General features: G+C 54.3%; 10 protein-coding genes. All 10 read right to left on the reverse strand.

Annotated features, from left to right (window positions below; translation table 11 throughout):
- Positions 1–6,277, reverse strand: a 6,277-nt coding sequence (locus BN162_RS13430) for an immunity protein Imm33 domain-containing protein (RefSeq protein ID WP_040452120.1), incomplete at its 3' end; no start/stop codon positions are given.
- Between the two features lie 42 nt (positions 6,278–6,319).
- A complete protein-coding gene (locus BN162_RS13435) occupies positions 6,320–7,288 on the reverse strand; it encodes a formylglycine-generating enzyme family protein (protein ID WP_020225634.1) in 969 nt (322 codons plus the stop codon).
- An 11-nt stretch (positions 7,289–7,299) separates the two neighbouring features.
- The gene (locus tag BN162_RS13440; RefSeq protein WP_002588992.1) at positions 7,300–7,710 is read right to left on the reverse strand and encodes a DUF6966 domain-containing protein; all 411 of its coding nucleotides are present in this window, start codon (positions 7,708–7,710) and stop codon (positions 7,300–7,302) included.
- On the reverse strand, positions 7,707–8,657 hold the full coding sequence (locus BN162_RS13445) for a hypothetical protein (protein WP_020225635.1): 951 nt from the start codon (positions 8,655–8,657) through the stop codon (positions 7,707–7,709). Before BN162_RS13445 ends, BN162_RS13440 begins: the two co-directional genes overlap by 4 nt.
- A gap of 15 nt (positions 8,658–8,672) precedes the next feature.
- The gene (locus BN162_RS13450) at positions 8,673–8,972 is read right to left on the reverse strand and encodes a DUF6881 domain-containing protein (protein ID WP_006059605.1); all 300 of its coding nucleotides are present in this window, start codon (positions 8,970–8,972) and stop codon (positions 8,673–8,675) included.
- A 10-nt stretch (positions 8,973–8,982) separates the two neighbouring features.
- On the reverse strand, positions 8,983–9,246 hold the full coding sequence (locus BN162_RS13455) for a hypothetical protein (protein ID WP_006059604.1): 264 nt from the start codon (positions 9,244–9,246) through the stop codon (positions 8,983–8,985).
- Positions 9,243–9,683, reverse strand: a complete 441-nt coding sequence (locus BN162_RS13460) for an immunity 51 family protein (RefSeq protein ID WP_020225636.1) — start codon at positions 9,681–9,683, stop codon at positions 9,243–9,245. The genes BN162_RS13455 and BN162_RS13460 overlap by 4 nt, the downstream gene beginning before the upstream one ends.
- Positions 9,684–9,693: 10 nt before the next feature.
- Positions 9,694–9,939 carry a hypothetical protein gene (locus BN162_RS13465; protein ID WP_020225637.1) on the reverse strand — a complete coding sequence of 82 codons (246 nt, stop codon included), beginning with the start codon at positions 9,937–9,939 and terminating at the stop codon, positions 9,694–9,696.
- A gap of 2 nt (positions 9,940–9,941) precedes the next feature.
- Complete coding sequence (locus BN162_RS13470; RefSeq protein ID WP_020225638.1) at positions 9,942–10,541, reverse strand: hypothetical protein; 600 nt, start codon at positions 10,539–10,541, stop codon at positions 9,942–9,944.
- Positions 10,542–10,558: 17 nt separating this feature from the next.
- Positions 10,559–10,816 (reverse strand): hypothetical protein (locus tag BN162_RS13475; RefSeq protein WP_244264201.1); only part of this gene is annotated, 258 nt, incomplete at its 5' end.

Below are 10,816 nucleotides of genomic sequence, written 5' to 3' on the forward strand. Positions count from 1 at the left end.
CCATCTCGCCCAGGACTTCCGCCTCCCAGTCCATGTCATCGTCCTCGGCTTCTTCCTTGCGCTGGCCGGTCAATTCCTCCAGAACCGCCTTTCCGTCCTTGATGGGAGCGGAGAGCATCTTCTTTCGATACTCCTCTACTGTTTTGAGGTCAAATTCGTAGAAGTCCGCATTGTGCTCCGGATCGGCGTTCATCACCAGACACTCCAACAGCGTTTCATCATCCGCCTTGATGAGCACGGGAACAAAGCCCTCCCGTACCCCCAGCCGCTGGGTGTAGCTGTATGCCGACATGATGGGGTCATCATCTGCCATGGATGGGAAATAGGTACACTCGCAGTCCAGATACTCCATGATGGCCTGAGCAACCTCGGAAGGCTCCAGCGTGTCCTCGTCGAAGTCCTGTCCCTGCCAGTTTTCAAACCGTTCCCCGATCACCTCTGCCATAGCCTGATAGTAGTCCTCGTCAAAGGGGATGAACAGGTAGGCTTCATCCTGGAACTCATCAGAGTGATACCGCTCCGGGCCGAAGAAGCGGAGGGCGTTGTCGTCAACATCGGCAGGATAGTAGGGGCTGTCGCCCTCTCCGTAGTAATAGCCTGCAAAGGCACGGCCTTGCTGATTGAATAGCACAGAGAACAGACAGCCGTCCAGCTCATCCCGGATAAACTCCCGCAGATCCACACTGGCAGGATCAGCTTTGACCTGTTTGGCCACTTCGCTGTATTCTTTCAGGAAGTCCTCACCCATCAGGTCGTGCTCCATGCACCAGCGCAGGTAGATGGCCATGTGGTTATAAGCGTTGATGGGGTCAATTGGCAGTTCCTTCTCCTCAATGCTCTCGATATGATAGGAGGCATCGTCCATCTCACCGTCAAAATCATCATTGGAAAGGGTGCCACGGGTGATAGCATCCTGACGATCAGGCTCCACCACAAAGCTGATGCCGTTCATTTTGCCCAGCAGGGCGTCCGCGTCATGGGCCAGCTTATATTCCAATTCATCCCGGTAGAGAGGAATCACCTGATAGAAGTTGACCTCCTCGCCACTCGGCAGGATGCAGACCTCGCTGCCATCTTCGGTATCCTGGGGACCAGTCAGAATGGCGGCGCACAGCTTTGTGTCCTTTGCAAAATCCTCCTCATTGTCCATGGTATGGCCGAAGCCCAGCCAGGTATCGCTGGCAATGGGAAGGCGGGCCAAGGATTTCAGCAGGCGGATGGGCCAGTACCACTTTTCGTCTTTCATGGACTCCTGATCCAGCTTCCAGTCCGCAGGCAGGGCAATGGCCAGCTCCGCCCGCTCCAGCTTATATTCCGCCAGTTCCTCCGGCACATTCATCCGGTGAGCGCCCATGCCCATGGTGACCAGGGTGCAGTAGTCCCGCTCCTCAGAGGGCGGCACCACGCAGATGTCCACATGGATGTCGGGAGAAACCAGCTCATGGAACACATTCTCGAACTTGCCGAAATACTGCTCAATGTGCCCCTCGACGGCTTCCATCTCCTCCTCGGTGTAGACTTCGGGATTACTGAATTCTTCCTCATCCTGCGTGTCATCATTGTCTGAGTGGTCGCAGCTGTCATCCTCCGGATCTCCCTTTATAGGCTCGTAACCGATCTTCAGGGTCATCTGTTCCTCCGGCAGGGAGACGCCGGGGCTGCGGGTGATGGTGTGCTTATCGTCCGCAGAAAAACCGATGGTCTCGCCGTCTTGCAGTGTCACATCACACGCCAGCACATAGGAGGCAAGGCTGGCCAAAAAGTCCCGCAGTTCCTCCGGCTCAGCGTCGGTGTTCAACACCTCCATTTCCTCCTTGCCAAACACATCCATGCCGTAGGTGTAGCCGTTTAGGCCCCCCTCGCTCCGGTACAGGCCGAACCAAACCCAGTTGAAGATGGGCAGTTCGTCCTCTTTGAGCATATCGGCAAGGCCCTCATAGAAACGAGGCTCAAATACCACGCCGCTGGTGTAGACACCGGTGGCGTATTTCTGCTTGCAGCACACTGCCATCGCCTTGGTGAACAGCTTGCCCCGTTCCAGCAGTTTTTCCTCCTCGCCCAATACAGCCACCATGATATGGGCCTTGTGCGCTTTGGCCACCTCTACGGCCTCTGGCCACATATAGTTGTTTTCGGCGTTGATCTCCGCTTCATTGTCCGGGATGTGACCGTGGAAGAGTGTCACGATCAGCATCATGCCGCCGACCCGCATTACCACAGCGTCATCGCTGTTCTCATCATCTTCGTCGCCCTCATCCGGCTCCTCATCTACGATGCCCCATTCTTCCCGTAGATTCCGGATCAACTGCTCCTTGTCCCATTCCGCTTTGGAGAGGAGCACAGACCCGGCAAAGGAGCCCTTACGGTCAGTTTTCTCCTCGTCGGCGTCATCCTCAAGATCCTCTACATCTTCATCCGGATCATAGAGGGATTCATGCTCCAGTCCGCGGACAAATTCCTCAAAGCTGTCTGCCAGATGGGTAATCTTGTAGTCGTTTTCCTGATCCACATGGACTACCGCAGGCTCTCCCTGGGGGCCACAAACCCGGTAGTCCAGGAAGATCATATCGTGTCCGGCGCTGGGACAGTCGCAGATGGCCACTCCGATGGCAGGATACTCCCACTCATCGATCATAAACTGGCTTCCCAGCTCTCCGCAGAGGGAGCAGCTCTTTTCCCGCCCGATGCCGAAAATGCCGGTGATGGCCACATGGTCTTCTGCCCAACAGGTCGGCTCATCGCAGGGATAGCAGGTATTCACCGGAATGCCGCCGTTGTGCTGCTTCATCAGCCAGATATAGGCGGCGGGCAGCTTATAGCCCAGTTCCTCCTCCACGCTGGCGATCAGCTCATCGGAAGGCGGATCGCTGACATACTCTTTCAGCGCATACATACTGTCGTCCCAGAAGTTGGTGAGGTCGAAGCCCTCGAAGGGGGTATCACCGGGCACGAATTTGGCCTTCTTCCGGCTGCGCTGGCGTTTCCGGATCTCCGCCTTACACTCCTGAATCACCGCCGAGGCATTTTCGTCCTCGGGGTCCAACTCTGCCCACCGCCGGGCGTAGGGAATGGCCTTTTCCTCCTGACCATAGAGATACTGATAGCCGTAGGCCATCCGCATATTCCACTCCGCCTTGTCCTGGCCTTCCTCCCGGACGGACTCCAGCACCTCGATGGCGCGGCACAGGGCCTTGTCTCCCTTATAGCGAGGGGTGCCCTCGTCATGGTCCCCGATAATGGCGTAGTTTTCCAGCGCCCGTGCCAAGGCGTAGGCGGTGCGATAGTTCCTCCAGTCCTCCGGGATGGCATTCAGTGCCTGGATACAGCGGGTGTACTCGTCTTCGTCGTTCCACTGCTCCAACTGAGCGAAGAATGCTTCGGCGTTCTGTTGGGTATAAGGAATATAGTCCATGCCCGTCAGCGCCTCGTCCAACTCGTCATCCTGATTCTCAGTTTCTGACCCAGCATCTTGTTGCTTTAGGGGTACAGAACCGGCTTCACGGCGGAAGGTGTGGAAGATGGCCCATGGGATGTCCGTGCCTTCAAAGAACTCTTTCGCCATGTTCAGCGCCTCTTGGATGTCCCAGGCGATGAAGTCCACATAGCCACAGTAGAGGCCGGTAGCCCCGCCGGTGAGAGTGAGCACTTCCGAACCATCCCCGCCGGTGAGCACTTCCTCCAGTTTGTCCCGGAAGTCGAAAATTTTCTGACTGCCTTCCTCCTCCCGCAGGGTATCCAGGGGATAGCAGAAGAAGCCCGCCACCGCGCCGTCGGCATGGAGATCGTCCATAAAATCATTGTCGGCATTCAGATAGCCGTTGATGAGCGGCACACAGCAGGTGGAACCGGCCATTACATCCAGCCGCCAATCGGCGTCCGGGTCCTGTTTGGGTTCCATTTTGTAACCAAGGTAGCTCTCCAGATAGGCTTCCGGGTCGGTGGAGAGCTCCAGGCCCTGCTCCCGCAGTTTGTCGGGCAGCTGGGACAGGAGGAAGGACGGCTCTGCCTTGGGCTTTTCCAGCACATCAAAGCTGTCTATGTATCTCATGTGGGGGATCTCGCCCAGCACTTGGTCGGTGAGGGTAGTGAGCATCCACCAGGCCCGGCCTTCTTCCTCCCGGAGCATAGGCAGCAGCTTTTCGCAGTAGGCGGAGATGGCGAAGCTGTTTTCACCCTGCTCCTCCAGCCAGATCTGCACATCCTCCCCGGAGATGTCCCAGCCATCCTCAGTACGCAGGCCGATGTTCTGGAGAGGCTGACGGCCCACAAGGATATTCCAGTGCTCCAGCACCTCCTTGGGGGCGTGCTTCTGGAAGTAGACCAGCTCAAACAGTTTGACCTTATCCCCCTCCGGGGTGAGGATCAGCTCATGCTTTTCGCCATTGAAGCCCATCTCGAAGGAGATTTCGTCAAACGCCTGGTTCAAAGCCCCTTCCATTTGGGCCACGAGTTCTGCGCCGCGGGTGTGATCTTTGTCCTCATCCATCATCTGGCGCAATTCTGCTTCCATCCCGGCAAAGGTTTCCCACCAGTTCTCTGTCCGCTCCCGGAAGCACTCCCAGAACTGCGGCAGAGAAATACCCTGCTTGCACCGGTCGATAAACTCTTTGGTGTCATCGTCACCAGGGCGGACTTCCAATGCCTTTTCAAAATATCGCAGAGCCCGGCCCTCCTGATCCAGATAAAAGTAGGAGTAACCCATGCGGAAGTTCCAGTAATAATCGTCCTCGAAGTATTCCTCATGGGGCTTTAGCAGAGCGAGGGCCTTTTTGAGCATTTCTTTGCAAGTTGGCTTATGTGGGTCTGCCAGATTGTTATAGGCACGGGCTAACTCACTGTCCATCTCAGGGGTACGCTCCTCGGCGGGGATGGCCTCCAGCGCATCAATAATTTTATGTTGTTTGCTCTCCTCATGCCACTTCTGGCACTGCTTCAAAATGTCCATATCAGGGTCCTCCTCGTCCTCATCCGGTTTCCAGTCTTTGATCTGCTGGAACACACCGTTCTCATCCCGCTCAAAGGCGCAGGGAGCGGAGGTGTTCAGCAGCGGGATAATGTCGGGATCGTCGTTGCAAATTGTGTTCAGCTTGTAAATCCCGGCATTGTTGGGGTCGTCCATGTACTCATCGCTCTCGTCACCGGCAGTGAAGCGCCAGCCGCTGTCCCAGTTACCGTCTGGAATCTCACGATAGCAGTAACCCACCTTGCGGCCCTCCACCGTGATGCGGTTGGTGGCGATACAGCCATCGGCACCCTCCCAGTCAGCAAGCAGATGTTTCACATCCTCCGCTTTCACCTGGTAGTTGCGGTTGCGGCCAGCGGCCTCGTACAGTTCCTTCCGCAGCGCCTCCACATGATGTGCCATCTCCTGAATCTCCTCGTCGTCCATCATTTCATGGAGGTCATAGGTCAGGGGGGATTGGGCAAAGTCCGCCAGGGCCTTGTCCATGGCCTCGTGCTCCTCTGGCGTAGCAGTGATGCGGATACGGCGGGCGGGGGTGTTGTACTCGTCCAGATCCTGAAGGTTTACACTGCCACTGACGCTGCACTCCAGCAGGATGGCGGCCAGGTCGGTGACCACATCAATGGCGAAGTGAAAGTCCATCTCCACACCATCGGAATGTGTAAACTCCAGGTACTCCACGGTTTGGCGAAAGTCCCAGTTCTGCTTGTCCAGACCGATCTTGGAGAAAATCTCGCTGAGGGGGATCTCCTCCTTTTTCTGATCCTCTAAAAATGCCACAAGGTTCAGACTGTCATCGGAACCGCCAATAAAGTTGCCCCAGTATTTTTTGATATACATTTGTCGTGCCTCCTGTTCTGAATCCAGTCGATCAATGAGCTGATTCAAGTGTTCCAACCACGCAGGAGCGATCTCACCGCTATCCTCGTTCTTCCAAAGATCCATAATCTCACGGATGCCGTCCTCGTCCGGCACCTCGTTTTTGATGTCGGTGAGCTGCCGCAGCAGGAAAGCAAGTGCTTCTTTGGATGCTGTGAAACCGGTGACTTTATCCCATATAGCTTCTTCATGATCGTAGTCCAGCTTGCCGTTATCCTTCCATTGAAAATACAGCTCCGCCAGAGCCATCGCAGTATTGTCAAAGAGGAAGTCGATTTGTGAGAAGTCAGATCCCAGCATGACTTCCTCTTTCATCAGTTCAATCATCTCGCCCAGATCCATTACCGGATGCTCCGGTACATATTCATTTTTGAGGATGTCCAGTACATCCAGCCCTTCGTCACGCTCTAATGCTTTTATGCCCCATACTCCCATGTCGGCACCTCTCTTTCTTTATTTCGTATCAAGCTTCTATTGTCAATCATGGTTCTCCACCCGGATAATGGGCCGGTAGAAGTCATAATCTCCGTTTAGTTCCTTGTCCTCCTGCACTTCCGGCTTACAGTGGGGCGAACAGGGTAGGAAACCGAGAAATGGGCCCAGCCCGCCGCAGATATTGCACCCGCCGTCACCGCCGCAGGTGGTAAGTCTATCAGCCTGCACCACTTCCCGCATATAGGGGTCGTAGGCGATGGACAGGCCGAAGAAGTTGGGTTCCTCCATATCATAGGGCCGGTTCTCATCCTCATCCATGTCCTCAAACCAGCGTAGACGCATGGAGTAGTCTAACCCATCTCCCCATGGGAACAGGGTCCGACATCCGCCGCCGCACAGGTAGGCCCACTCGTCCGCCGTGGGCAGGGAGAAGCCCTGTTTTTGCAGCCGGTTTTGAAAGTCCAGATAGTCCACCTCGTGATAGAGGCTGACCTGCCAGCTGTCACTATCCCGTTCGAAACGGGCACGACCTGCCAGAGTAAGACTGTCCCTGTCGGTCAAAGCGAATTGGCGAAAATCTTCCAACCATTCCGAGCGCAGTCGTGGGTCCTCCAGTTTGACTGGCTCCCAGTTAATTTCCTCCAGCTCCCGGCCCACCAGCATGGGTCCAATGGCCGCCTGCCGAACAGGAGCCATGCTTTCCCGAATCATCTCCTCCGGGTCCCGCTCCATTTCCCATTCTCGGAACAGATACTCCAATTCCTCCCGGCTCTCCTGATTCAATCCCACGGCAAACTGCTCCCAGCCCAGGGTGACGGTATCGCCGGGGACAAAGACGAACTCCCGACCATCTTTCTTGAAGATGCCGGTGGTGCAGCTCTGGCCCCAGCGGTCAAAAGTATGTAGACCGAGAAAGGTCATATCATAACGGGCAGCCAGGCTCTCCATCAGCACCTGCTTCTCGATGTTTTCCATTTGATTGAATTGGGTGCGGAATAGTCTTTTGTTCATAACAAGTCCTCCTACAGCCTATCCAGGTTTTCCTGTAAATCGCCCTGCATCAAGTGCTGGGCAATGGCTTGGTTCAGTGCCTTATGGGGGTGATAGGCTGCCTGCTCTACATCGTGCAGGCACTCCTCCATCAATGCCTCCGGAGAAATGCCTTCCCGTTTGCCATAAAGATGGCCGAAGGCATAGCACACGGACTTGAGAAAGTCGAAAATATAGTCGTGATTTCCACGCATACTGGGCAGGTCGTTGAACGAGCCCATACCTCCGTATGCCCGAAGATGGTGGGCAACCTCCCGCCGCTGGTTCCAGTCCTGAATGTCCCGCTCCAACCAGTCGATCCAGTTTTGGAACTCTGGATGGTCTGCCAGAAGGATGGAGCGCAGACAGGTCAGAGCCTCGGTATAAATATCAGACTGTTTCATTGGCCATCGCTCCCCCAAATACCTCCATAGAGCACACCATCTTTTCCAAGGAACAACATCCGGCTGCGAAGCAGGCTGCACTGCTCCACAGCGACCTTGTTTCCGTCACAGGTGGGAATAGCCTCCTGTTTTTTCCCAAGGTGATCACCATGAGCGGTAAGGAAGTAGAATTTATCCCGTTGCTGGTATCCGCCTTGAAACAGGAAGGTATTGCCGGACGGGGCAACAGAAAAAGCTCCGCTTCCTTCGATTGGCAGTTCAAATACAAAGTCCTCTTTGAAGTTCGTCCGCACCAGCCGGAATTCATCGTAATAATAAAACCACAGGTTTTCTTCTTCGTCCAGGCTGATGGCGTAGCAGTCATAGATGGAATAGTTCTCATTCTTCCAGAGAGGAGTTCCCTCCGATGTCCATGCAATCAGGCCGCAAGCACCCAGAGGTTCATCCCAACCGTAATTACCAAATACACCTTCGTCAAAGTAGCTGGTAATGATGGTGCCATCTTTTTTTACCACACAGTCTTGAATGCCATCCCCCAGGCAGAAACGGGACAGCACAGCTCCGTCCCGGCTGACGATCCAGGCGTTCTGGTCGGGGCCGTTTTCCCGATAGGCGCATCTTGCCCCCAGCAGGAGGAAGTGATCACCTGCGGGCCGCAAATAATGAAACTGGAACTTCAAGAGGCCAAGAGGAAACAGCGTCGTTTCCAGCACCCGCTGTTCCGCCCAATCCAGCTGGATTTCCACTGCGGTATAGGTGGAAGGAGTGCTGAGCCAGTCCTTACCCTGTGTTTCGGACGGCTGTTCCATGAGAAGATAGACTTTTCCATCCCTTGCCGTGAAAAAGTCTGTCACTTCTGTGCCCTCCAGATGGTTTTCCCGGCGCAGCTGGTTCAGGTCAATGATGGAGAACAACGGCAGATTTTTGGCTTTTATAGGTTTGTTCATAGTGTCTCCTCCTGGCTACTTTAACGCTCCATCATAGGTGTGAGTTTCCCAGATGGCCTCAAATTCCGCCTTCTCTATGATGCAGGCGTGGAACTCCTCGCCCCAGACATGGGCGTTCAATTCCTCCACGGTGAGGATTGGTGTGATCTCGATGGCGCCGTCGTAAAGGGCAGGGATGTTGCGGGTGCGGCCATCCGCAAAGATGTCAATGGAGCGGAGGGCCAACCGCTCATTTTCGGTATCCACTTCATAGAGGATGACCGATGGTTCACCCTCCGGTGCGCCCTCCCAAAAGAGCTTGATATACTCGATCATTCCATTTCCCTCATTTGAACCAATGCCACCCCGTCATGGTGCCGGTTACCTCATCTATCTGTATTGCAATATCATAATTGCCGCGACAGCCCAGCAAGGCCGCAAGATGATCATTTTCCATAATCAAATCATAAAACTCAACCGCTATACCTTGGAATTCCTCTGGGATCTCCAGCACAGAAAAGAAATCCACTGACTGAGCATTTTGGAAAAATTCAATGGCCGTTTTACTGCATTTTACTACTATCCCTGTTTGAGTAGTTAACTCTCTCATGCTTCCGCTGCCTCGCTCATGTTCAGATACATCCGCATCGTTTTTTCATCGGCACAGGCCGCCCGGATCATTTTGGCCAGCATCATCAGGTCATCGATGTATTGGGAATAGACGCAGAACACATCCTCGTCGGAGTCAAAGTGAAACAGATCCTCACCACTATTGCTTTCCTCAAACTCCCGGATCACGCCCCGGACCAGCCGTTCCCAGTCTCCGCTGCTGCCGGTCAGTCCCAGCCGGCAGAATTCTTCTGTCCGGAACCCGTCACTGATCTTCAGCAGAAGGGAGATGGCATAGGGGTGGTGGGGAATGAGAAAGAATGGCGCGATCTGCTCCGGCTTCACCCAGATTTTGAAGGGCGGGCGCGGATCAGGTATCCAGGGCAAGATTTCCCATTCGTCCTCCGGCCGGTTTCCGTATTGGCAAAGGTCTTTCATAGTGTTCTCCTCATTCGATGTCGCTTAGTTCTTCTTTCACATCCAGTGGAGCGCCGTCCAGAGATGTGATCTGTGCCAGTTCTGTTTCCGTCAGATTTTTCAGGAAAATGCAGTATTCGTCCGGGTGGCCTCCCACAAACTCCATTTTGGGCATCTCGATCTGCTGTGGGTCGGTGATCCACAGGCAAGGTTCTCCTGTTGCCCAAAACCGAGTCAGAGTAAGAATTTGGCCGTTGTAAATTACTTTCTGTTCCATCCTCATTTCTCCTGCATTTGCCTCAGCAGCTTCACGATCCGCTCCCGGTTCTTTGCGGTTTTCATAAAGGTGGGGAGATGGTCGGCCTGGGTCATTTTCGCTCTTCCCGGCGGCTTTTCCCGCAGTCCGGCGCTGAGATAGCCGATCAGATAGGCAAGATGTTCTCGGTTGAGTGCCCATACAGGTTTTCCCTGAAATGAAGTCAAAAACCATAGTTCCAACCCGAAATAAGGTTCTCGTCCATCTCTGATTTCGCCAATATATGAAAACGCCTCCGCTGTTTTATGAACTTCTCCCGACATGGTTGTTCCGCAATAGGGGCAGGTCACATGGAGGACGGGAAAATGCTGCTTTGCCGTATCTTCAATATCCACTCGGTAGTACCTGCCGCAGTTTTTGCACTGGTTATGGACATCATAACGGTAGATCGTCCGATCCTGCGTCATCCGGTGGCCGCAGCTCAGGCACCGGAAATAGGCGTTGTCATCATCCGCTGTCACCACACCTGCGCCATGGCACTTGGGGCATTTCACCTGAATGCCAGAGGTCAGGGCGTTGTATGCACTGTATGTAAAGTAGGGTTTATCGACGATTCGGCTCATGCGCCCACACACTCCTTTCATCCGTCTTTCTCTAAATAAAATCCCCATACGCAGTTGGAGAACTCTCCAGCAGCAAAGCGGTGGATCTGCCCATCAATCTCTACCTGCCAGACCTCGAAGGTATGGTCTTGGTGATAGATGGGGTCTTTGATTTTTACCCGCTTGCCGGTGGTTTGCCAGTCGTAGTCAAAGATGTTCACACCGAACAATTTGCATTGACCGTCCGGGCCAAAGGTTTCATATTCCCAAGCCATGTGATGCCTCACACTTCCGTG

Origin of the sequence: Holdemania massiliensis AP2 (genome assembly GCF_000327285.1) — a bacterium.
GTDB classification, from domain to species: domain Bacteria; phylum Bacillota_I; class Bacilli_A; order Erysipelotrichales; family Erysipelotrichaceae; genus Holdemania; species Holdemania massiliensis.

Excerpts from the sequence above, each read along its gene's own strand:
- BN162_RS13435 (WP_020225634.1), bottom strand. The coding sequence starts at position 7,288 with ATGAACAAAAGACTATTCCGCACCCAATTCAATCAAATGGAAAACATC.
- BN162_RS13440 (WP_002588992.1), bottom strand. The coding sequence starts at position 7,710 with ATGAAACAGTCTGATATTTATACCGAGGCTCTGACCTGTCTGCGCTCC.
- BN162_RS13445 (WP_020225635.1), bottom strand. The coding sequence starts at position 8,657 with ATGAACAAACCTATAAAAGCCAAAAATCTGCCGTTGTTCTCCATCATT.
- BN162_RS13450 (WP_006059605.1), bottom strand. The coding sequence starts at position 8,972 with ATGATCGAGTATATCAAGCTCTTTTGGGAGGGCGCACCGGAGGGTGAA.
- BN162_RS13455 (WP_006059604.1), bottom strand. The coding sequence starts at position 9,246 with ATGAGAGAGTTAACTACTCAAACAGGGATAGTAGTAAAATGCAGTAAA.
- BN162_RS13460 (WP_020225636.1), bottom strand. The coding sequence starts at position 9,683 with ATGAAAGACCTTTGCCAATACGGAAACCGGCCGGAGGACGAATGGGAA.
- BN162_RS13465 (WP_020225637.1), bottom strand. The coding sequence starts at position 9,939 with ATGGAACAGAAAGTAATTTACAACGGCCAAATTCTTACTCTGACTCGG.
- BN162_RS13470 (WP_020225638.1), bottom strand. The coding sequence starts at position 10,541 with ATGAGCCGAATCGTCGATAAACCCTACTTTACATACAGTGCATACAAC.